This is a genomic window from Pseudomonas sp. NFACC04-2 (genome assembly GCF_900119265.1).
Lineage (GTDB): Bacteria > Pseudomonadota > Gammaproteobacteria > Pseudomonadales > Pseudomonadaceae > Aquipseudomonas > Aquipseudomonas fluorescens_AA.
In genome coordinates this window covers 1-23,373 of sequence record NZ_FPJC01000031.1, presented here as the reverse complement: position 1 = coordinate 23,373, position 23,373 = coordinate 1, and the positions used below count along the sequence as shown (strand labels likewise).

Below are 23,373 nucleotides of genomic sequence, written 5' to 3'. Positions count from 1 at the left end.
GACCGGAATACGCCGAGCGGTCATAGTGTGAATATTGACGCCAAAGTGGCGACACTTTTGAAACTTAATCCACAAAACATTGATTGTGAGAGCAAGCCTGTGGGAGCAAAGCTTGCTCGCGATGAGGTTGCCACATGCAACACTTCTGCTGACTGGACAAATGCTATCGCGAGCAAGCTTTGCTCCCACAAGCCCGCTCCCACAGGGCTTATCGGCGATCAAGAGAACATCAAGCCGGCTTGGCCTCCGCCAAGGCCTGCTGCGCCAGTTCCTTTTCCGCTTCCTTGATGTCGTCTTCGCTGATCATTTCCGCGATCACCCGTAGCCGCTCCACCACCCGGGCGTTGACGCTGCCCTCCGGGAACTCGCCGTTTTCATCCGGCTCACCGGCAGGCTCGCCCACCAGCAGGCTCAGGGCTTCGTCGGCCTGACGCACCGCATAGACGTGGAACTGCCCGGCGCGCACGGCAGCCAGCACTTTCTCGTCGAGCATCAGCGTCGCGACGTTGGCCTGGGGAATGATCGCCCCCTGCTCACCGGTCAACCCCCGGGCTTCGCAGAGGCGGAAGAAGCCTTCGATCTTCTCGTTGACCCCACCCACCGCCTGCACTTCACCGAACTGGTTGATCGAGCCGGTGATGGCGAAGCACTGCTTCAGCGGCGTCTTCGACAGGGCCGAGATCAGCGTACATGCCTCGCCCAGGGACGCACTGTCGCCGTCCACATAACCGTAGGATTGCTCCAGGGCGATGCTGGCCGAAATCGCCAGCGGGAATTCCTGGGCATAACGGCTGCCCAGGTAACCGGTGAGGATCATCACGCCTTTGGAGTGAATCGGTTGGCCAAGGTTGACCTCCCGCTCGATGTCGACGATGCCGCTGCCGCCCGGGTACACCGTGGCAGAAATCCGCGCCGGCACGCCAAACGCCGAATCGCCGACCTCCAGCACCGTCAGCCCGTTGCATTTGCCCACAGCCGCGCCCGCGGTGTCGATCAGGATGATCCCCGCCAGCATGTCGTCGAGGATCCGCGCCGAGACGCGTCCGGTGCGGGTGGCCTTGGCCTTGAGGGCACGTTCGATATGGCCGGCATCGGTCATCTCGTCACCGGCCAGCTGGCGAATGAAATCCGCCTCGCTGACCAGTTGGAACAGGTCGCCGATACGCGCCGACAAGCGTCCCTGGTGCTCGGCCAGCCGGGCGCTGTAGGTCGCCAGGCGTGCCACCGCGTCGGCGGTCAGCGGCGCCATGCCTTCTTCCGAAGTGCGGGTCTTGAGCAACTGGGCGAACTGCTCCAGGCTCTCGTCGCCCATCGGGATGTCTTCGTCGAAATCCACCAGCACGCGAAACATTTCCTGGAAGTCCGGATCCAGGTCCTGCAAGGCGTAATAGAGCTGACGAGCGCCGATGATCACGACTTTGACCTGCAACGGGATGTGCTGCGGCGTCAGGGTCACCGTGGCCAGCCGTCCCAGCTCACCCAGGGGCGACTCCATCTTCAGCTTGCGCGATTGCAGGGCGCGCTTGAGCGCATCCCACACGAACGGCTCGCCAAGCATCTTTTCCGCTTCAAGGATCAGGAAACCGCCATTGGCCCGGTGCAAGGCACCCGGACGCAGCTGTCGGTACGTGGTGTAGAGCGCGCCCTGGTCGGTGCTGTATTCAATCCGGCCGAACAGGTTGTCGTAGGTCGGGTGCGGCTCGAACACCACCGGCGCGCCACCGCTGGACGGGTGCCCGACCACCAGGCTTGGCGCGTATTGCTCCTCCAGCAGCTTGCGGGCGATGGCGTCGGTCTTGCTGTCGTCCACCAGTTGCTCGACCACGGTCTTGAGCAGATAGACCTGCATGGCTTGCAGGTAGCCACAGACCGCGGCGTTCTCCGCGTACTTTTCCGACAGCGGCGCCAGCAAGGGTTGCAGGGCCAGGGTGATGGTTTCTTCGTTGAGCTGGCGCAACTGGTTACTGGACTCGCGCTTCCATTGCGGCAGGCTGGCGAGCTCTTCGTTCAAGCGCTCTTCCAGGCCGGAGATGTCCTCGTGGAAACGCTCGCGCTCGGCCTCCGGCAACTGGGCGAACTCCGCCTCGTCCAGGGCCTTGCCTTCGCTCATCGGCGTGAAGGCGATGTTGCTGCTGTCACGGTAAAGCGCGACATCCTTCTCCAGCGCCAGGCGCTCGATCACATCCAGGGCCCGGTCGTAGCGCTGGTTGAAAGCGCGGTCGATGGCGCTTTTTTTCTGCTGGTAGGACGGATGCTCGAACACCGCCGGAAAGGTCGCCAGCAGGTTGTCGATCAAGCCGTTGATGTCACCGATGAACGCACCGGCCGTGCCGGACGGCAGCTCCAGGGCACGGGGTTCGCGGGGCTCATCGAAATTGTTGACGTAGACCCAATCCGCCGGGGTCTGCAGGCGCTTGCCTTCCGCCTTGAGGTAGCGTTTGACGAAGGAGAACCGGCCGGTGCCGGGCTCGCCCATGACGAATACGTTGTAACCGGGGCGCGGCATGGCCACGCCGAACTGCAAGGCTTCGACCGCACGTTCCTGGCCAAGCACACCGCGGAAGGGCTCCAGATCATTGGTGGTAGAGAAGCTGAACTGTTCAGCGGAAAACGGACGGGTCAGCGCTTCGGGCGCTAGACGCAAGCTGGCAGCAACAGGATCAGGCATCGGGCTTCCTTACATCAGGCGGGGCAGATAGCGGCATTCTGGCGCTGCCTGCACCTGACTGGCAAGGAGCGCCTCAGACCAAAGCATAGTCAATGGAAAAACCCCGGGCTGGGCCCCGTAAACAGGCGATCCCCAGTAATGTTTTTGCAAAATGTCACGGAACCCTCGGATCGTGCCTAAACTCCAAAGTGCGCGGCTGGAACAATAACCGGCCCACTGGCAGCTGTAGGGGCCAGACCCTGTCCATTGGTATGCACATAAAGAGAACATAGCTATGAAACGGATTCTTCTCGGTACTCTCTTCACCGCTGTATCCCTCAACGCCATGGCTCAGGCGCCGGGCGGCCCGGATTGCGGCTGGGGCAACATGCTGTTCGAAGGTCAGCGTGGCACCCCGGCTCACTTCCTGGCATCCACCACCAACGGCACTTCCGGCAACGCCACCTTCGGCATGACCTCCGGCACTAACGGCTGCTCGACCAACGCGGCCCTGACCTACGGCGGCAAGTCCTGGCTGGCCATGAATGGCATGATGAACGAGCTGTCCGAAGACATGGCCAAGGGTCAGGGCGAAGCGCTGACCACCTATGCCGTGGTACTGGGCGTAGCGCCGGAAGATCGCGCACACTTCTCCGCCGTTACCCACGAGCACTTCCAACAGATCTTCAGCAAGGCTGACGTGACGGCGGAAGATGTGCATACCAACACCCTGGCCGTGCTGAAAAACGACCCTCGCCTGGCCAAGTACGCTACTCAAGCTTAAGCTCGACACCACTCGCTCCTCTCGGGGAGCGGGTTTTCTTTTTGGGGCCCCTTCGGTCTTTATTTTTTTCGACTTTCCAAGTAGTCAACTATGCTCAAACGCCTTGCCTGGCTGGCGCTCTGTGTGTGCGCCCCGCTGTCCGCCGCGCCTCATGTCGACCCTCAACGTTTGCAGCAACTGGCCAATGACCGCTTCTGGATCTCCCTGGGCCACTACGAAACCGCCAAGCTGGGCGGCTGGCGCAGCTATATCAGCGACAAAAAATTCTTCCTCGCCCCCGATGGCAATGAACATCCTGACCATGAACTGACCGCCACGCTGCAAGCCCTGTATGGCCCGGCCAGCGCCGGCCAGCAACATGCCCAGTGCGTGTACCCGGCGCGCACCCGCTGGCTGAAGGCGCAGCTCAACCTGACAGACCTTCCGGCGGTCAATTGCAGCGACTTCACCCAGTGGTTCAAGGACGTGTCGCCCCACAGCGCGGTGATGATCTTCCCCGCCGCGTACCTCAACAGCCCGTCCTCGATGTTCGGCCACACCCTGTTGCGCATCGACCAGGCCGATGTGCAAAGCGACAAGACCGCCCTGCTCAGCTACGCGATCAACTTTGGCGCCTACATCGAAGGCTCGGACAACAGCATCCTCTATGCCTGGAAAGGCCTGATGGGCGGCTATCCCGGCCTGTTCGCCCTGGTGCCGTATCAGGAAAAACTCTCCGAGTACCGTAGCCTGGAGAACCGTGACCTGTGGGAATATCGCCTCAACCTGAGCCAGGTGGAAACCGAACGCATGGTCGAGCATGTGTGGGAACTCAAGCAGATCCAGTTCGATTATTTCTTCTTCGACGAAAACTGCTCGTATCGCTTGCTCGAATTGCTCCAAGTGGCCCGCCCCAGCCTGCGCCTGACCGAACAATTCCCGCTGACGGCGATTCCCACCGACACCGTCAAGGCGGTGAAAGAAGCCGGCCTGGTGGAAAGCATCCAATATCGGCCATCCCGGGAACGGGAACTGCTCAGCCGCGCCGAACCGCTCAGCGATGACGAACAACAATGGGTACTGAACGTCAGCGCCGATCAGCAGCAACTGCAAGCACCGGCATTCAAGGCGCTGCCCCGCGAACGCCAGGCACTGATCATCGACGCTGCGTATCGCCTGGAACGCTATCGCGCCAACGGCCAGGAACGCGATCCGCAACGGGCCCAGCGCAGCTTCGAGCTGTTGCGGGCGATCAACCAGAACCCCGCGCCGGAACTCGACATCCCGCAACCGGGCCTGCCCGAGGATGGCCATGAGTCACGCACCTGGCAGGCCGGCCTCGGCACCCGGGGCGACCGGGCGTTCGGTGAATATGGCTTGCGCATGGCCTATCACGACCTCAACGACAACGCCGAAAGCTTCCCGCTGGGGGCACAGATCGAGATCCTGCAATTGAAACTGCGCCAGTACGAAGGCAATGACTGGCAAGTGCAACAACTGGATCTGGCGACCATTCGCTCCCTGACCCCACGCAACGAGCTGCTGCAACCGCTGTCCTGGCAGGTTACCGGCGGCCTGGAGCGGGTGCCGGGCAAACACGACGATGAAACCTTGGTCAGCCACGTCAATGGCGGTGCCGGTGGCACTTGGGCGCTGGGCGAAGATGTACTGGGCTTTGCCCTGGGTACAGTGCGGGTGGAGCACAACAACGACTTCGCCCAGTTCGTCGCCCCGGCCGCCGGCTTCAACAGCGGTGTGCTGTGGAAAAACCCGCTGGGCAACTTGAGCCTGGAAGCCAAGGGCGATTATTTCGTCAACGGCGAAGTGCGTCGTAGCCTGAGCCTCAACCAGCAGTGGGAATTGTCTCGCAACCTCGGCCTGCGCTTGAGTGCCCAGCGGGAGTTCAGCCACCTGGCTTCGCCGGAGAACGAGGTGATGCTTGAGGTGAAGTGGTATCACTATTGACCGGACCGCTCTGCACGCGCACAGAGACAAACGGATTAATCACAGGGCTTTCACATCGGCCTGACGAATTCGCCTCTAGACTTCTCGTATAAGTGGATACGGCAGGAAGGCTCAAATGAGGCGCGCGGCAGTGGTACTGGGTATGTTGATGTTGCTCGGTGGCTGTGAAACCACTCATGAAGACCTGATCGCCCGAGGTTATCCACCGGCGTTCGCCGACGGCTACGACGACGGTTGCAGCAGTGGTCGGCAAGCGGCGGGGGTAATCACCGGCCAGTTCAGGAAAGACGTACCGCGCTATCTCAAGGATGCACGCTACGCAGAAGGCTGGAGCGATGGTTTCCGGCAGTGCCAGGCGATGCGCGAAAGCGAGGAGCGCAATGCCTACCGCGATCGTCATTGGGATGACCACGAACGTGCCTGGCAACAAGAGAAGGACCGGGACGCCGCCCGGGCTTATCGCTCGCCGTGAGTCGCGTACAGACATCCGTCGAAACCAAAAGCCTGCAACCATGGCCCAAGCTCCAATAGAGGAGAACACCATGAGCCGCGCTTTCGTCAACGAAGACAACGCCGCTGCCCAGGCCGACCAGCCAGTCGAACGTCAGGTCAGTGCGCAACCCAATTACGTCACGCCCACCGGGCTTGCCCAGCTCCAGGCTCGGGTCGCCGAGTTGCAGACCTTGCACAGCCAGCAGGCGACCCGAGGGGAATTGGCGGACAAACAACGGATCGCCGACCTTGAACGGGACCTGCGCTATTTCAAGCAGCGCCTGCAAAGCGCCCAGGTCGTTGCACCGACCCCGTCCGATCAAGTGCGGATCGGGCATTGGGTGACCTTTGTCGATGAACAGGATCATGAGCAACGAGTGCAACTGGTGGGTGAAGACCAGGCCGATGCGGCCAGCGGCTTGATCAACTGGGGCTCGCCGCTGGGGCGGGCGTTGTTGGGGGCAAAGGTGGGGGATGAAGTGACATGGAAGCGACCACTGGGAGATCTCGCCATCGAGATCGTGTCGATAGATACTCCATGATATTTCCGGCCGCTTTAAACATGATTAACGCTTCTAGCACCAAGACCCAATAACAACTTGTTACTTGCCTGTAGCCATATGTAACTGCAACACGAGGTCATAACAACAAGTTTGCGTTAAATCAGGACCATGCTACTGTTTTTTCCGCACCACAACCGGTGCATTGCAACAACAAAGGAGATGCACTAATGAGCGAGCAGGTACTGGTAATGCCAGGCAACTTCGACAGAGTCTTAAAAGACTATCGACAGGTAGCTGACCTCGGTATCGAACCCGTAGCACTGACCATTGCCGCCATACACTGCACCGCTCTTTTATGCTAAATCCTGTTGCAGAACATGGACCTGCCCAACAGGTCCTTGATACGCCCTAATCCACCTATAAAACAACATCATCAACATCCTACAGTTCGGATGCGCCTGCTCGCACCCAACTGACTGTGCTTGTTGCTTGATAACTTATGAGGAAAACACCATGAGCGAACAGATCCTGAACATGTCCGGTGACTTCTATAGCGACTTCGACGCTTATCAAGCGCCCACCAAAAACATGGGCTCGATACTGGCAACGACAATGGAATGCAACACCTTTGGCACATGCACCAATCTCGAGTGCTCGACCCTCGGGTGCTAAGCCTTTCCACTGATCGTCCAAACAGGCAACACCCATAACCATAGAGCAGGCAACGCCTGCTCTATCCATTTCAGGAGCGACGGCATGCTTGTTAACGCGTTGAAGTTGAATCAGCGAGGTCAGTACAGATTCACTTCCGACGGCGACATCGCCCTTTTTGTAAACAACCTGACCCGCCTGCATGCTGATGATCAGGCCTTGCTGGATTATTTCGGGTTGAACCGGGAACAACTGGCGTCGTATGCCAAGGCACCGGGTAACCCGCGGCGCCTGCCTGACGACGGCGAAACCGTCTTGAGGGCCTTGAAGGAAAGGCTTGCTCGCCTTGATAGCCTTCACGTCGACACGGAAAAGGCCGCGAGCGGCAAAGACAATTTTTATTGGTTTGGCTATCGCTTTTTTCTTTATTTCATCGATACGTTCAAGGCGGATGAGCGCTACGCCAAAGCGTCACTGCACATTGATGGACCCGTCCTGCTGGCAAGCCTTGAGCACTATGTCTTGGCCCGTGTCCGACGTACATCGGAACAAAGCCTGGTCCACCATCTGAATACGCGGATAGCCGACGGCGATGACATTGATCTGGACGGACTCAACGAGCACCTGCGCACATTGCCGTTGCTGGTTTTTTTCGAATCCTATCCCGTGCTGGCGACACTGCTGCTGGATTTGCTGGAAGATACCCTCAATTACCTTTATGAGGTCATTTTCGATTTCGCCGACGATGTTGAAGCGCTGGAGGCGGAATTCTCGATCCCGTCTCGGAAAATCGACGCCATCGAGTTCGGCCTGGGTGACCCCCATGGTCGCGGCGAAACGGTCTGCCAAGTGAAGGTCCGCGCGATTTCATTGGTCTACAAACCAAGAGCAAGCCGCGAAGCACTTTTTTTCAACCAACTGCTTGGACAACTACATGAATGGACAGGCGCGGATTGTTTTGCCATCCACGCGCCAAGAATCCTCAGCCGTGAGCGCCATAGCTGGATAGAAAAGGTCGACAACACGCCTTGTGACAGCGCAGCTGACGTAGCGCTGTTCTATGAAAAGATGGGCGCACAGATCGCCGTCATTCATGCACTCAACGGCATCGACTTCCATTACGAGAACATCATTGCGTGTGGCAGTAGCCCGGTCATGATTGACCTGGAGTGCTTGTTCACCGCATCCACCAGTGAACTACTGCTCGAACTGCCGCTCGATAGCGCACTGTCCAACACCTTTAAATTGATCCAGCAGTCGGTGTGTTCCAGCGGCTTCGTTCCCTTTTCACAAAAATCCAATAACGACCAGAGCGGGCTGACTCGGCAAGCGCTGTTCATTTCCACCCGTCACGCCCTGGTTTTCGAAGATGGCTTTTACCATTTACGTAAAGTCGAGTTCGGACACCTTCTGGTGCAAAAGCATTTGCCGCTTCTGCAGGGTGAACGCAAAGGGCATGAAACGTATAAAGCCGAACTTGTCCACGGCTTTGAATATGCTTATGGCGAATTGATGACGCATCGGCACGGGATCATGCAGATGCTTGAGCAATCCGCAGGCGAATTATCAACCCGTGTTTTGCTCAAAAACTCTCAACGTTATGCGGACTTCATCGGGCTGAGCCGCCATCCTCGCTTCATGAAAAACATGTTGGACCGGGAGCTTCTGCTTGCAACCCTGTGGAAAGACTTGAAAGAGCCCTATCGGGCAAAGGGCATCCCCCGCCATGAAATAGCCGATCTGCAAAGATCCAGTATTCCGTGTTTCACCATGCCGCTCAATTCCAACGCGTTGATGAGCGCACAAGGTGAAACAATAGACATGACGAACGTACAACCCCCGATAAAAAGCTGCATACAGAAAATAGCCAATCTTTCCGCAGCCGACAGGGCATTACAACTCACCCTGCTCGAAATGTGTTTGTATCCAGAGTCAAATGGACAGCCGTCATCACGTGCCACCCTAAAAAAAGCGCCCCAAGCGGATCGACTCGACGCAATACTCAGCATCAGTTCCCGCCTCGAAGCGCTTGCGATCAAGGGAACGGCAACAGACATCCGTTGGTTGGCTTTTCATAAGCACCCAACGACTCATGGAAAATACCCTTCCCCCATGGATCATGGGCTGTACTCCGGTATCGCCGGGATTGGGTTGTTTTATCTAAGCCTGTTCAAGGTAAGCGGCAAACCAAACGTGCTGTCGCTCATGGATCAGGTACTGGGCTCACTGGAGCAACATTTTGGCTTTTTCAAAGCCGACCTGACCGTCAGTGCCTATCATGGCCTGGGCTCTTATCTCTATTTGCTCATCAATCGTCGCCAAATCACGGGTGATCCGAAACACGATGAGAAAATTGCCAGCCTGCTGACCCAACTGATTGATGTCCCCCCTGAACACTACGATTTCGATTTCCTGGGCGGCTGTTGTGGTGCGGTGACATTGCTGGCCAATATCCATGGGTTATCCGCGCAGGCGGAGGTGCTGCCGGCCATTCGGCGCATGGTTGATTACATAAAGAACCAGATACTGATCGAAGAAGGCCAGCTTCTTCGACGCAATGATCGCTCCGTCATTTTAACGGGCCTGTCCCATGGTCTCTCCGGCGTCATCCTGGCCTTGTGCAAAGCCTATGATGTGACCGGCGATGTGGCGCTGGTGCGCTTGGCCACTCAGGTACTGGAGGGTGAAAATCGCTTGAGCCGGGAAGGTTTCTGGCTGGACCTGAGAGACCTGGGCCCTGTCGACCATGCCACCAAGTGGTGTCACGGAGACGGCGGCATCCTCATCGCCAGGCGACAACTCATGCAGTCGATGGGAGAGGCTTTGGACGAAAACACCCGGCAGACGGTGCTCGACGACATCCAGCGTTGCGAGAACAATCTCTGGCAGCACGGCTTGAGCGATGGCTATAACCTGTGCCATGGCGATTTCGGCAATCTGATCTGCCTGTATGACCTGTATCGGCACACCGATAACCCCGAGGGCATCAGCAGGGTCAAGCAGGCCCTTGGCGAGGTCGCCCAGCAGTTTTTCGAAGGCCCCTTCCTGGACCAGGATCGGGTTCCCGATGTCAGCCTGCTGACTGGCATTGCGGGCGCAGGTTATGCCTTGCTGTATGAGATCGATCCGACCCTTCCAAATATTCTTTCGCTCGATTTCGCGAAGCAATCCGCAGGATAAAAAACAGCCACAATACCTTGTGGGAGCGGGCTTGCTCGCGAAAGCGCTGGGTCAGTCGACCACAGTGCTTGCCGATCCGACGCCTTCGCGAGCAAGCCCGCTCCCACAGGGAATTTGCGGTGGCCAAAGAAAACGGAGCCTTCGAAGGCTCCGTTTTTTTGCAACTGACCGCGAATCAGGCCAGTTTCTTGTGCCGTACACGATGCGGCTGGGCGGCCGCTTCGCCGAGGCGTTTCTTGCGATCGGCTTCGTACTCGGTGTAGTTGCCTTCGAAGAATACCGCTTGGGAGTCGTCTTCGTACGCCAGGATGTGGGTCGCCACGCGGTCGAGGAACCACCGATCGTGGGAGATCACAATGGCGGCGCCCGGGAAGTCGAGCAAGGCTTCTTCCAGGGAACGCAAGGTTTCGACGTCGAGGTCGTTGGACGGTTCGTCGAGCAGCAGGACGTTGCCGCCCTCCTTCAAGGTCAACGCCAGGTGCAAGCGACCGCGCTCACCGCCGGACAGGTCCTTGACGAACTTCTGCTGGTCGCCGCCTTTGAAGTTGAAGCGACCGACATAAGTGCGCGACGGGATTTCATAGTTGCCGATGCGGATCTGGTCGGAACCGTCGGAGATCTGCTGGAACACGGTCTTGCTGCCGTCCAGATCTTCGCGGCTCTGGTCGACGCAGGCCAACTGCACGGTTTCACCGATTTCGATGCTGCCCGAATCCGGGGTTTCCTTGCCCATCAGCATGCGGAACAACGTGGATTTACCCGCGCCGTTACCGCCGATCACACCGACGATGGCGCCTTTGGGCATGGAGAACGACAAGTTGTCGATCAGCACGCGGTCGCCATACCCCTTGGTGACGTTCTTGAACTCGATGACCTTGTCGCCCAGGCGCGGACCGGCCGGGATGTAGATCTCGTTGGTTTCGCTGCGTTTCTGGAATTCCTGGGACTGCATTTCCTCGAAGCGTTGCAGACGTGCCTTGGATTTGGACTGGCGGGCCTTGGCGCCTTTGCGTACCCACTCCAGTTCTTCCTTCATGGCTTTTTCATGGGCCGACTGCTGCTTGGACTCCTGGGCCAGACGATCGGATTTGGCTTCCAGCCAGCCCGAATAGTTGCCCTCGTACGGAATGCCTGCACCGCGGTCCAGTTCCAGGATCCAGCCGGCGACGTTGTCCAGGAAGTAACGGTCGTGCGTGATCGCAACCACGGTGCCAGGGAAGTCATGCAGGAAGTGTTCGAGCCAAGCGACGGAATCGGCGTCCAAGTGGTTGGTCGGTTCGTCGAGCAGCAGCATGTCCGGGGCCGACAGCAACAGGCGGCACAAGGCCACGCGGCGCTTTTCACCACCGGACAGGTGTTCGACCTTCGCATCCCAGGCCGGCAGGCGCAGTGCATCGGCGGCAACTTCCAGCTGACGATCCAGATTGTGGCCGTCGCTGGCCTGCAGGATCGCTTCGAGCTTGGCCTGTTCAGCGGCCAGCTTGTCGAAGTCGGCATCCGGGTCGGCGTAGGCGGCATAGACTTCGTCGAGGCGCGCCTGGGCGTCCTTGATCACGCTGACCGCTTCCTCGACCACTTCACGCACGGTCTTGCTCGGGTCCAGCTGAGGCTCCTGGGGCAGGTAGCCGATGTTCAGGTCCGGCATCGGACGGGCTTCACCGTCGAATTCGTTATCGACGCCGGCCATGATTTTCAGCAGCGTGGACTTACCCGAGCCGTTGAGACCCAGTACGCCGATCTTGGCCCCGGGGAAGAACGACAATGAAATGTTTTTCAGGATTTCCCGCTTCGGCGGAACAACTTTGCTCAGCCGATGCATGGTGAAGACGTATTGAGCCATGGTGAACCTAGCGTCAGTGACAGGTGAAAAGAACGAGCCAGGCCATGCGCGGCGCCGGCACTTGACGGTCATCAATGCCTGCGGGCGGATAGAGCCTGGGAATCTGGAGCTGGAACGCTCTTGTTTGACCGGCAAAGCTACCTCAACCGTCGGTCAAGGTCCAGCCGCCAGGGGCTGGCACTTTGCCACAAGTCAAGGCATGCTAGCCGCCCTTCGGGCGTCCGGCTTATAGTGCACGTCGCGCCAGTCCAGCAAACCGCAGGATTACAGCTTGTCCAACGTCACTCCGCCCCTGTCCCCACGCGCACCCGCTGTCGTGCCCGGCTCGCCCCTGCGCGGGACACTGAAGGGCGCGCTGGCCACCCTGGTGCTGCTGTTGCTCGGCTTGCTGTTCTGGCAACTGCTTGACCAACTGCGTGAAACCCAACAGCAACAGCGCCAATACACCATCGACTACACCGCCGATCTCGCCGCCCAAGTCAGCCTGAACATGGCCCTGAACGCGCAAATCGCCCTCAACCTGCTACCGATCGTCGAACAGCCACAAAGTGTCGACGAACAGCAGGCCCTGGTTCGCAAACTCCAGCAATCGTTACCCGAATTGCGCAGCCTGGCACTGCTGAGCCCTTCTGGCCGGGTGCTCAGTGACAGCGCCGCCGACAGCCATGACGCCGACTACCTGAGTGAACTGGTGCGGCGCAGCCGGGCCCAGGCCCATTATTTCAGCAATGCCGAAGACGGCTCCGTGGTGCATCTATTGTTGCACCAGGCCAGCGGCAGCAGCCGTGGCTATTGGGCCCTGCGCCTGACCCCGAATTTTTTCGCCACCCTGACCAAGCAGGCCGATGTGGGGCTGCGCCCGCTGTGGCTGGTGGAAAACCGCCTCAACCAGCAGATCGTCAGCCGCGACGAGAGCCTGCCCTCGAGCAGCCCTACCCATCTGTCGCCGGATGACCTGGAGAACACGGTACTGACCGTGCCCCTGAGCAGCAGCGACTGGCAACTGCGGGGGTTGTTCGACCGTCGCCAGGTGATCGAGCAACTGCTGCCGGCCTTCATCGGCAAGTGCCTGCTGGGCCTGGCGTTTTCGTTGTTGCCGGTGATCGCGCTCTTGAACATGCGTCGGCGCCAGCGACAATTGCACGAAGGTCGGCGGCGTTACCAGGATATTTTCGAAGGCACCGGCGTGGCCCTGTGCGTGCTGGACCTGTCGGGGCTCAAGGCCTTTTTTGAGCGGGCGGGCCTGCACAACGGCGATCAATTACGCGCCTGGCTGCAAACCGCTCACCAACTCGAACAATTGCGCCAGGAAGTTCACGTCACCGAAGTCAACCAGATGGCGTTGAAGCTGCTCAACGTCGACTCCTGTACCCAGGCTTGGCAGTTGCTGGTCGGCAAGGGCACACCAGACAACAACCCCATCGGCTCGAAACTGCTCGAAGCGCTGCTCGACCAACACAAGCAACTGGAACTGGAAATCAAGCTCCAGGACGCCCATGGCCGCGACCAGCACCTGTGGCTGGTGTTGCGCCTGCCGGAAAAACAGCCCGACTATAGCGCGGTCATCCTGAGCATCAGCGACATCACCAGCCGCAAGCTGATCGAACTCTCGCTGCTCGAACGCGAAGGCTTCTGGTCCGACGTGGTGCGCACCGTTCCGGATCATCTCTACGTGCAGGATGTCATCAGCCAGCGGATGATCTTCAGCAACCATCACCTGGGCCAGACCCTGGGGTACGACCGCACCGAACTGCACCAGATGGGCGAGTACTTCTGGGAAATCCTGCTGCACAGCGATGACGCCGATCACTACCACAACCTGCGCCAGGAACAACGGCGGGGCGGGTACACGCAGCTGTTGCAATGCCAATTGCGCTTTCGCCATCGCAATGGCAAATGGCGCTGTTTCGACATTCGCGAACAGGCCCTGGCCCGAGACCGGCATGACCAGGTGACCCGGATCATCGGCGTGGCCAAGGACGTCACCGAGCAGATCGAGGCCAGCGAATCGCTGCGCGACAGCGAGCAACGCTATCGAATGCTCGCCGAAAGCATCAGCGACGTGATCTTCTCCACCGACAACAAGCTTTCGCTCAACTATGTCAGCCCGTCGGTGCAAGCGGTGCTGGGCTACGCCGCCGACTGGATTTTCCAGAACGGCTGGCAATCGATCATCGCCAATCCGCAACAACTGACCGGCATCTACAGCCTGATGGACCGCGTCAGCAAGGCCCTCGACAAGCCCGAGCAACTGGCCGAGCTGCGCAACCAGATGCAGACCCAGCTGTTCCTGTTCGACTGCCTGCGCGCCGATGGGCGCAAGATCCCCATCGAGCTGCGGCTGGTGCTGGTGTGGGATGAACACGGCGCGTTCGAAGGCGTGCTGGGCGTTGGCCGCGACATCAGCCAGCAGCGTCGCGCCGAAAAAGACCTGCGCATGGCCGCCACGGTCTTCGAGCACTCGACCTCGGCGATCCTGATCACCGACCCGGCCGGCTACATTGTCCAGGCCAACGAAGCCTTCAGTCGTGTCAGTGGTTATGCCGTGTCGCAAGTGCTGGACCAGTTGCCCAACATGCTGACCGTGGACGAGCAACAGGAAGCCCACTTGCGCTACGTGCTCAAGCAGTTGCAACAGCACAGCACTTGGGAAGGCGAAGTCTGGCTCAAGCGCCGCAATGGCGAACACTACCCGGCCTGGGTCGGCATCACCGCGGTGCTGGACGATGAAGGCGACTTGGCCAGCTATGTGTGCTTCTTCAGCGACATCAGCGAACGCAAGGCCAGCGAACAGCGCATCCATCGCCTGGCCTATTACGACGCCCTGACCCACCTGCCCAACCGCACGCTGTTCCAGGATCGCCTGCACACCGCGCTGCAATCGGCCGAACGACAAAAGACCTGGGTCGTGCTCATGTTCCTCGACCTCGACCGCTTCAAGCCGATCAACGACTCCCTGGGCCATGCCGCCGGCGACCGGATGCTCAAGGAGATGGCCACCCGCCTGCTCGGCTGTGTCGCCGACGACGACACCGTGGCACGCATGGGCGGCGACGAGTTCACCCTGCTGCTGCAACCCCGCGTCAGTCGTGAAATGGCGCTGAACCGGGCCATCACTGTGGCCGAGCAGATCCTCGCCAGCCTGGTCCGGCCATTCGTGCTCGAAGGCCGCGAGTTTTTCGTCACCGCCAGTATCGGTATCGCCCTGAGCCCCCAGGACGGCAACGAACTGAGCCAGTTGATGAAGAACGCCGACACGGCCATGTATCACGCCAAGGAGCGTGGCAAGAACAACTTCCAGTTCTACCAGGCCGACATGAACGCCAGCGCCCTGGAGCGCCTGGAACTGGAAAGCGACCTGCGCCACGCCTTGGAGCAGAACGAGTTCGTGCTGTATTACCAGCCGCAGTTCAGCGGCGATGGCAAACGTCTGACCGGCGCCGAGGCCCTGCTGCGCTGGCGCCATCCGCGACGTGGTTTGGTGCCGCCAGGGGATTTCATCCCGGTACTCGAAGAGCTCGGGCTGGTGGTGGACGTCGGTGACTGGGTCATCACCGAAGCCTGCCGGCAACTCAGGACCTGGCACCTGGCCAAGGTCCGGGTACCGAAGGTCTCGGTCAACATTTCGGCCCGACAGTTCTCCGATGGCCAGCTGGGCACGCGCATCGCCAATATCCTGCGCAGCACCGGTCTGCCACCGGCCTGCCTGGAGCTGGAACTGACGGAAAGTATCCTGATGCGCGAAGTCAGCGAGGCGATGCAGATCCTCGCCGGGTTGAAAAACCTGGGCCTGAGCATCGCTGTCGATGACTTCGGCACCGGTTATTCATCGCTCAACTACCTCAAGCAATTCCCCATCGACGTGCTGAAGATCGACCGTACCTTCGTCGACGGCCTGCCGTCCGGCGAGCAGGATGCGCAGATCGCCCGGGCAATCATCGCCATGGCCCACAGCCTCAACCTGGCGGTGATCGCCGAGGGCGTCGAGACCCACGAGCAGCTGGATTTCCTGCGCGAGCACGGCTGCGACGAAGTCCAGGGCTACCTGTTCGGCCGGCCGATGCCGGCCAATCGGTTCGAAGCGCAGTTCAGCAATGATGCGTTGTTCATGCTCGACTGAGGTTCTTCGGTGGCTGTAGTGGCCTCATCGCGAGCAAGCTGCTCCCACAGGCACACAGGTCCAAATGTGGGAGCGAGCTTGCTCGCGATGGGGCCCGCCAAGGCGACGCGGAATGGCGCGTGAATCCCATTCGTCCGCGACATGACGCCCTTTCATATGCCTTCCAAAACCGGTTGAGGTAGAATGCCCCCCTTTTCTGCCCCGATCCTTGAGGACCGCCATGTTCAGCCGTGATTTGACTATTGCCAAGTACGACGCCGATCTCTTTGCCGCCATGGAGCAAGAAGCTCAGCGCCAGGAAGAGCACATTGAGCTGATCGCTTCGGAAAACTACACCAGCCCCGCGGTGATGGAAGCTCAAGGCTCGGTACTGACCAACAAGTACGCCGAAGGTTACCCGGGCAAGCGCTACTACGGTGGTTGCGAGTATGTCGACGTGGTCGAGCAACTGGCTATCGACCGCGCCAAGGAACTGTTCGGCGCCGATTACGCCAACGTCCAGCCGCACGCCGGTTCCCAAGCCAACGCCGCCGTGTACCTGGCACTGCTGTCGGCCGGTGACACCATCCTGGGCATGAGCCTGGCCCATGGCGGTCATCTGACCCACGGCGCCAGCGTTTCCTCCTCCGGCAAGCTGTACAACGCCATCCAGTACGGTATCGATGGCAACGGCCTGATCGACTACGACGAAGTCGAGCGCCTGGCCCTCGAGCACAAGCCGAAAATGATCGTGGCCGGTTTCTCCGCTTACTCGCAGATCCTCGACTTCCCGCGTTTCCGTGCAATCGCCGACAAGGTCGGTGCCTACCTGTTCGTCGACATGGCCCACGTGGCCGGCCTGGTCGCCGCGGGCGTCTACCCGAACCCGGTGCCGTTCGCCGACGTGGTCACCACCACCACCCACAAGACCCTGCGCGGTCCACGTGGCGGCCTGATCCTGGCTCGCGCCAATGCCGACATCGAGAAGAAGTTGAACTCCGCCGTCTTCCCGGGCGCCCAGGGTGGCCCGCTGGAGCACGTGATCGCAGCCAAGGCAATCTGCTTCAAGGAAGCGCTGCAGCCTGAGTTCAAGGCTTACCAGCAACAAGTGGTGAAGAACGCCAAGGCCATGGCCGGCGTGTTCATCGAGCGCGGCTTCGATGTGGTGTCCGGCGGTACTGAAAACCACCTGTTCCTGCTCTCGCTGATCAAGCAGGACATCTCCGGCAAAGACGCTGACGCGGCACTGGGCAAGGCGTTCATCACCGTGAACAAGAACTCGGTACCCAACGACCCACGCTCCCCATTCGTCACTTCGGGCCTGCGCTTCGGCACCCCGGCCGTGACCACTCGCGGCTTCAAGGAAGCCGAGTGCAAGGAACTGGCCGGCTGGATCTGCGACATCCTGGCGGACCTGAACAACGAAGCGGTCATCGACGCTGTGCGTGAGAAGGTCAAGGCTATCTGCAAGAAGCTGCCGGTATACGGCGCCTGATCAGCTCGCCAACGCGTAGCCAAGAAGGCCCGCATCGAAAGATGCGGGCCTTTTTTATTGGCATGCAAAACATACGACCAAACAACTAACGACAGCCAGCATTTAACGTCCTGCAATACAGACAACCCCACAAGCGACTAATAACTCAATAAGATCCAATTCGCCTCACCTCAAACTTAATCAACCATCACAGGAGTCAATATTCACATGGACAGTGAACATTCCTTTCATGCAACACTTGATATGTTTAGCGCTCACGTCAACCTACTGGAAAGGCTGCATGGCAAACCCGCGATGGCGACCATCAGTTCTTTCAGCGGTGGATTTTATACCGGCAAACCCCAGACCCAGGACCACTCACACCTGCTTGGCATGCGCGCCGAAGACCCGAAGACGCGCGGCGAGCCATTGCGACTGCATTTCCGGCACACGGCGGGTGGCTATCTGCTGACCATAAAAAACGCCGGCGAGCACTACAACAAACTGCTCAGTAAAAGTTGGTTTGAAGTACTTGGCGCACAAAATCCCAATACTAAAACGCCGACATTTTTTACCCTTATCGATTTTCAACAGAATGTCCTCAAGCCGGAAACCATCAAACCCGGTCACAGCCGTATTTCACTCATGACAGCCGATAGAAAACATGTGGGTGGATTAAGACTGCGGGGCTCGCCTTATCTCTATCTTGCCGAGACGAAAGAACAGTCAAAGGCGACGTTCATTCTGAGCGTCCTCTGAGAAAAAGTACCCGTAGAACATTTTAATGCAAGGCAGGAATAACCCATCTATCCCCCTGTGGCGAGGGGGCTTGCTCCCTCGCCACACTCCTGGGTTCTCTCCTTAACTGACCCACTTAGACATCTGGCGATATTTTTTTCGGGCCGAGAAAGGGCTCAAGCTCAGGGCTTACACCGCAACTGGTAAGACCGGACAAGCCAAATCCTCATCATCGGGCTTGCGTACCCCCGAAAACAGCACCTAGACTGCGCCTGCACTGGACAAACCGGTAAGACCACAATAATGAAGTCCCGACGCCAGCCAGCCTGGCGAAAAGGACACCGAACCAGGAATCCCTCCCATGCTCAAATGGTGCTCGCGGTCGATCTTCCTACAAGTTGTCCTCGGACTGGTGCTTGGCATCGTCTGTGGGCTTACCCTTCCCGAATACTCCGCACAGCTCAAACCCCTTGGCGACGGCTTCATCAAGCTGATCAAGATGCTCATCGGCCTAATCGTTTTCTGCGTGGTGGTCAGCGGCATCTCTGGCGCCGGTGATCTCAAGAAAGTCGGGCGCATCGGCCTCAAATCGGTCATCTACTTCGAAGTCCTCACCACCATCGCCCTGGTCATCGGTCTGGTCCTTGCCTTCAGCACAGGCATTGGCAGCGGCGCGAACATCCATCTGGAGCAGCTCTCCAGCGCGGACGTGAACGATATCGCCCAACGCGGCCAGCACATGGTCACTACCACCCAGTTCCTGATGAACCTGATCCCGAATTCGGTGATCGGAGCGTTCGCGGAAAACAACATCCTGCAAGTGCTGCTGTTCGCCGTGCTGTTCGGCAGTGCGCTGAACCTCGTCGGTGACGCCGCTTCCGGCATCTCGCGGCTGATCAACGAACTCAGCCATGTGATCTTTCGCATCATGGGCATGATCGTACGCCTGGCCCCTATTGGTGTGTTCGGGGCCATTGCCTTCACCACCAGCAAATATGGCCTGGACTCGCTGCAGCACCTGGGCAGCCTCGTCGGCCTGTTCTACCTGACCTGCATCGCCTTCGTCACGCTGATCCTTGGTCTGGTGATGCGTGCGTCGGGCCTGCCGATGCTGCCGTTTCTCAAATACCTGCGCGAAGAGCTGCTGATCGTACTCGGCACCGCTTCGTCCGATGCCGTACTGCCCCAGATCATGCGCAAGCTCGAACACCTAGGGATCGGCAGCTCCACCGTGGGCCTGGTGATTCCAACCGGTTACTCATTCAACCTGGACGGGTTTTCCATCTACCTGACCCTGGCGATTGTCTTTATTGCCAACGCCACCGGTACGCCCTTGGCCCTGAGCGATCTGTTGACCATCCTGCTGGTATCCCTGATCACGTCCAAGGGCGCCCACGGCATTCCCGGCTCGGCGCTGGTGATCCTGGCGGCGACGCTGACCGCGATCCCGGCGATCCCGGTGGTCGGCCTGGTCCTGGTGTTGGCCGTGGACTGGTTCATGGGCATTGGCCGGGCCCTGACCAACCTGATCGGCAACTGTGTGGCGACCGTGGCGATTGCCCGCTGGGAGAAAGACATCGACGTCCCCCGGGCGCGCAAGGTGCTGTCCGGCCAACAAGGCTATACCTTCCAACCCAGAAAACCGGTGGGCAGTGCCCATCACCAGCAATTCTGAAAAATGGCGATGCCGGCCCGAGAGTCGGCATCGCCTGATTGATTTCCAAGGAGTCACATGTGATCAGCTCATCGACCGTCGTCAATTCCGTGGTGGAGAAACTCCGCGCCGCCCTCGCCCGGGGCCAGTGGCGCTCGGGCGACATGCTGCCCGGCCAGCGCGAGTTGGCCGAGCAACTGGGCATCAGCCGGCCAAGCCTGCGTGAGGCGGTGATTGTCCTGGAAACCCTGGGCCTGGTGCGCTCGATGCCCGGCAAAGGCGTCGTGGTGCTGGAGGCCAATCCCGGCGATGCCGTCAGCGAAGGCAGTGCCATGGTCGGCGCGAGCCTGGAAGACCTATTGCAACTGCGCTACACCCTGGAACCCTTTATCGTCGGCCTGGTGGCCCAGTCCATCAGCAGCAAGGATGTCGGCCAGTTGCGCCTGACCCTCATGGACATGCGCGAAGCCCTGGAAGCCAACGACAGCGACGCCTGCGCCAACGCCTACATCGCTTTCCATGAAGAGCTGTTTGCCCTGACGTCCAACCCGATCTTCCAGAACGTGGTCCAGCAGACCAGCAACGCCCTCAAGCAAAGCGCCGATGTATTGCGCAACTCACCCGAGCACCTGGCCGAACGCCTGGAAGAGAACGAAGCCGTGGTCCGTGCCATTCGTGGCAAGAACAGCGCCCAGGCCAGCGCCGAAATGCGTCGGCACATTCTCCGGGAAGGCCAGCGCATGGGCATCGAACTGAATATTCCGGACGACAACCTCGGCACTTGAGCCTGGGCCTGCGGAGACCGCCATGGACACCCTCATTTCCCATCGACACAACCGCAATGTACTCGCCGCCCTGCCCCTGCCCGGCCAGATCGGCAAACCGTCGGTGGACGATATCTACCCGCGGATCTTCGACGCCATCCTCGAACAACGCATTGCCCCGGCCAGCCGCTTCACCGAGGAAAGCCTGGGGGACGTGTTCGGTGTCAGCCGCAGCATCATTCGCCGCGTCCTGGCGCGCCTGTCCCATCAGCAAGTGGTGATATTGCGGCCCAACCACCGGCCACAAGTCGCCGCGCCGGATCTGGAGCAGACGCGGCAGATCCTCCATGCTCGCCGCTTGGCAGAAGAGACCCTGGTGCGCCTGGCCTGCAAGGCGCCGCAACCCAAGGACTTGCAGCACCTGCGCGATCTGGTGGAGCACGAGCGCCAGTGCCTGGACCGCGGCGAGCGTGGCCCGGCGATACGCCTGTCCGGCGAGTTTCACTTGCACCTGGCCGCCATGGCCGGCAACGCGCCGTTGATGCAATTCCTCGGCAGCCTGGTACCCTTGACCTCGTTGGCCCTGGCACGCCACGAGGTCAAGTACCGCAGGCATTGCGCCTGGCAGGAACACTTGGCGATCGTCGACGCGGTGGAAGGCCGCAACGTCAATGAAGCGGCGCGACTGATGGACGAGCACCTGGACCATCTGGAGCAAAAACTGCTGCGGGTCGCAGGCGCGGGATCGTCAAAGTAGCGCGGCTTCGAAGCCAGCGCGGATCTTCTCTTCGGGCAGTTCGTCGGCGATGAACACGATCACGCTTTCCCGGGCTTCGCCGGGCGCCCATTCAGTGTCCCAATCGAAACCGTACAGCTTGAGCACACCCTGGAACACCAGCCTGCGAGGTTCGCCGGCGATGTTCAGCACGCCTTTGTAGCGCAGCAATTGCTTGCCGTGCTCTTCCAGCAACTGGTTCATGAACTCGCTGAGCTTGTCGATATCCAGGGCCTTGTCGGTGCGCAGCACCAGGCTGCTGATGCGATCGCCCGGGGTTGCCTTGCCCACCGGGCGCAGGCTGAACCCTGCGCCCAGGTCCGCATTGAGATTGAAACCGCGAATGTCGAGCAACTCGGCCAGGTCGATCTGGCCGTGTTCAACCACCCTGATCGGTGCCCGTCGGTTGATGCGCGTCAGGCGCTCGCCAAGGGCCTGGACCTGGGCGGCATCCACCAGGTCGGTCTTGCTCAGGAGCAGGCGGTCGGCAAACCCGACCTGGGCCTGGGCGATGGCCTGGGTCAGGTGGATATCGGCGTGGGCCGCGTCCACCAGGGTCAGGATCCCGTCGAGGATGTAGCGCTCGCGCAGGTCCTCATCGATGAAGAAAGTCTGCGCCACCGGGGCCGGGTCGGCCAGGCCGGTGCATTCGATCACCAGGCGGTCGAAGGCGATCTCGCCACTGTCCAGCCGCTCGAGCAACAGGTACAGGGCTTTGGTCAGGTCGGTGTGAATGGTGCAGCACACGCAGCCGTTGGCCAGGGTCATGACTTGCACCGGCTCATCGCCCAACAGTTGGGTGTCGATGCCGGCATCGCTGAATTCATTCTCGATCACGGCGATTTTCAGGCCGTGCTCGGCCTTGAGCAGATGGCGCAACAGCGTGGTCTTGCCGGCGCCGAGGAAGCCGCTGAGGATGGTGACCGGGATGGGAGAGGACAAACTGAATCTCCTTGATGCCTGAAAAGGAAAGCGATTTTGTGGGAGCGAGCCTGCTCGCGAAGGCGTCGGGTCAGTCGACATTATCATTAACTGACGCTCCGCCATCGCGAGCAAGCCCGCTCCCACAAGGGGATCTGTGGCGTAAGCAAATCCTGAGACCACCCCAAAAGCAACTGTGGGAGCGGGCTTGCTCGCGAAAGCGGTGTGTCAGCCACATCAATGGCGACTGACCCGACGCCTTCGCGAGCAAGCCCGCTCCCACAGGGGGTTGGGTTTAGCTCAATTCAACAGCACTTGGGCCCACCCTTGCCACCGTAACGGGCCTCCTGGCGTTCACGAAAGAACGCCTCGTAGTCCATCATCGGTTTGTCCGGGTGCTTGGTTTGCATGTGCTCGACGTAGTTGTCGTAGTCGGGCATGCCGACCATCAGGCGGGCGGCCTGACCGAGGTATTTACCCAGGCGACTCAAGTCATTGAACATCGTTGCAATCCTCTGTCAAGCGTCCGGCAGGGCCTGGAATGGCGCTTCTTTGTCCGTGCGTTCCTTGGTGCCCCAGGCGGCGATGCCGACCTTGAGCGCGTAGAACAGGATGCTGAAGACCACGAACAGGAACAACACCGTCAGCGTCGCGTTGGTGTAGGCATTAAACACCACGTGCTGCATCTGCTCGATGCTCTTGGCCGGGGCCAGGATCTGGCCGGCGGCCAGGGCATCGTTGTATTTGCGCGCCAGGGCCAGGAAGCCGATCGCCGGGTTGGCGTCGAACAGCTTGATCAGGCCCGCGGTGGTGGTGCAGATCAGCAGCCAGGAAGCCGGCAGCAGCGTGACCCAGACGTAGCGCTGGCGCTTCATCTTGATCAGCACCACGGTGGCGAGCATCAGGG

General features: G+C 59.8%; 16 protein-coding genes and 1 pseudogene. 12 read left to right on the top strand and 5 right to left on the bottom strand.

Annotation, left to right across the window (positions count from 1 at the left end; translation table 11 throughout):
- Positions 1–229: 229 nt before the first annotated feature.
- Positions 230–2,668, bottom strand: a complete 2,439-nt coding sequence (locus BT125_RS26395) for a Lon protease family protein (RefSeq protein WP_060740549.1) — start codon at positions 2,666–2,668, stop codon at positions 230–232.
- Between the two features lie 274 nt (positions 2,669–2,942).
- On the opposite strand from BT125_RS26395, the gene BT125_RS26390 reads away from it, so the two are divergent.
- From BT125_RS26390 to lanM, 6 genes are all read left to right on the top strand, one after another.
- Positions 2,943–3,431, top strand: a complete 489-nt coding sequence (locus BT125_RS26390; protein ID WP_024780764.1) for a DUF3015 domain-containing protein — start codon at positions 2,943–2,945, stop codon at positions 3,429–3,431.
- A 90-nt stretch (positions 3,432–3,521) separates the two neighbouring features.
- On the top strand, positions 3,522–5,375 hold the full coding sequence (locus tag BT125_RS26385; protein WP_072411878.1) for an Lnb N-terminal periplasmic domain-containing protein: 1,854 nt from the start codon (positions 3,522–3,524) through the stop codon (positions 5,373–5,375).
- 115 nt (positions 5,376–5,490) lie between these two features.
- Entirely contained in the window at positions 5,491–5,847 is a 357-nt protein-coding gene (locus tag BT125_RS26380; RefSeq protein WP_072411877.1) for a hypothetical protein, read from the top strand.
- 70 nt (positions 5,848–5,917) lie between these two features.
- The gene (locus BT125_RS26375; protein WP_072411875.1) at positions 5,918–6,409 is read left to right on the top strand and encodes a GreA/GreB family elongation factor; all 492 of its coding nucleotides are present in this window, start codon (positions 5,918–5,920) and stop codon (positions 6,407–6,409) included.
- Between the two features lie 474 nt (positions 6,410–6,883).
- Positions 6,884–7,042 carry a hypothetical protein gene (locus BT125_RS29520; protein WP_170842353.1) on the top strand — a complete coding sequence of 53 codons (159 nt, stop codon included), beginning with the start codon at positions 6,884–6,886 and terminating at the stop codon, positions 7,040–7,042.
- A gap of 84 nt (positions 7,043–7,126) precedes the next feature.
- Positions 7,127–10,201 (top strand): type 2 lanthipeptide synthetase LanM, encoded by a 3,075-nt coding sequence (lanM, locus tag BT125_RS26370; RefSeq protein WP_072411874.1) that lies wholly within the window; start codon positions 7,127–7,129, stop codon positions 10,199–10,201.
- A gap of 175 nt (positions 10,202–10,376) precedes the next feature.
- Here lanM and ettA read toward each other — a convergent pair whose 3' ends face one another.
- The gene (ettA, locus tag BT125_RS26365; RefSeq protein WP_018601028.1) at positions 10,377–12,041 is read right to left on the bottom strand and encodes an energy-dependent translational throttle protein EttA; all 1,665 of its coding nucleotides are present in this window, start codon (positions 12,039–12,041) and stop codon (positions 10,377–10,379) included.
- Between the two features lie 271 nt (positions 12,042–12,312).
- On the opposite strand from ettA, the gene BT125_RS26360 reads away from it, so the two are divergent.
- The 6 genes from BT125_RS26360 (at position 12,313) to BT125_RS26335 (ending at position 21,527) form a co-directional block, all read left to right on the top strand.
- A complete protein-coding gene (locus BT125_RS26360; RefSeq protein WP_072411872.1) occupies positions 12,313–16,161 on the top strand; it encodes a sensor domain-containing protein in 3,849 nt (1,282 codons plus the stop codon).
- Positions 16,162–16,381: 220 nt separating this feature from the next.
- Positions 16,382–17,635, top strand: a complete 1,254-nt coding sequence (gene glyA / locus BT125_RS26355) for a serine hydroxymethyltransferase (protein WP_060740543.1) — start codon at positions 16,382–16,384, stop codon at positions 17,633–17,635.
- A 207-nt stretch (positions 17,636–17,842) separates the two neighbouring features.
- A complete protein-coding gene (locus BT125_RS26350) occupies positions 17,843–18,373 on the top strand; it encodes a hypothetical protein (protein ID WP_072411870.1) in 531 nt (176 codons plus the stop codon).
- A gap of 340 nt (positions 18,374–18,713) precedes the next feature.
- Positions 18,714–20,027: a C4-dicarboxylate transporter DctA gene (locus tag BT125_RS26345; RefSeq protein ID WP_072411868.1), complete on the top strand. Its 1,314-nt coding sequence runs from the start codon at positions 18,714–18,716 to the stop codon at positions 20,025–20,027.
- Positions 20,028–20,086: 59 nt separating this feature from the next.
- A complete protein-coding gene (locus BT125_RS26340; RefSeq protein WP_072411866.1) occupies positions 20,087–20,791 on the top strand; it encodes a FadR/GntR family transcriptional regulator in 705 nt (234 codons plus the stop codon).
- A 22-nt stretch (positions 20,792–20,813) separates the two neighbouring features.
- Positions 20,814–21,527 carry a GntR family transcriptional regulator gene (locus tag BT125_RS26335; protein WP_072411864.1) on the top strand — a complete coding sequence of 238 codons (714 nt, stop codon included), beginning with the start codon at positions 20,814–20,816 and terminating at the stop codon, positions 21,525–21,527.
- Here BT125_RS26335 and yjiA read toward each other — a convergent pair.
- The 3 genes and pseudogenes from yjiA to BT125_RS26320 form a co-directional block, all read right to left on the bottom strand.
- The gene (gene yjiA, locus BT125_RS26330) at positions 21,519–22,487 is read right to left on the bottom strand and encodes a GTPase (RefSeq protein ID WP_072411862.1); all 969 of its coding nucleotides are present in this window, start codon (positions 22,485–22,487) and stop codon (positions 21,519–21,521) included. The two genes, BT125_RS26335 and yjiA, sit on opposite strands and share 9 nt — an antisense overlap.
- 284 nt (positions 22,488–22,771) lie before the next feature.
- Positions 22,772–22,969, bottom strand: a complete 198-nt coding sequence (locus BT125_RS26325; RefSeq protein ID WP_003182142.1) for a YbdD/YjiX family protein — start codon at positions 22,967–22,969, stop codon at positions 22,772–22,774.
- A gap of 15 nt (positions 22,970–22,984) precedes the next feature.
- Positions 22,985–23,373, bottom strand: a pseudogene (locus tag BT125_RS26320) (carbon starvation protein A); the annotation flags it as partial.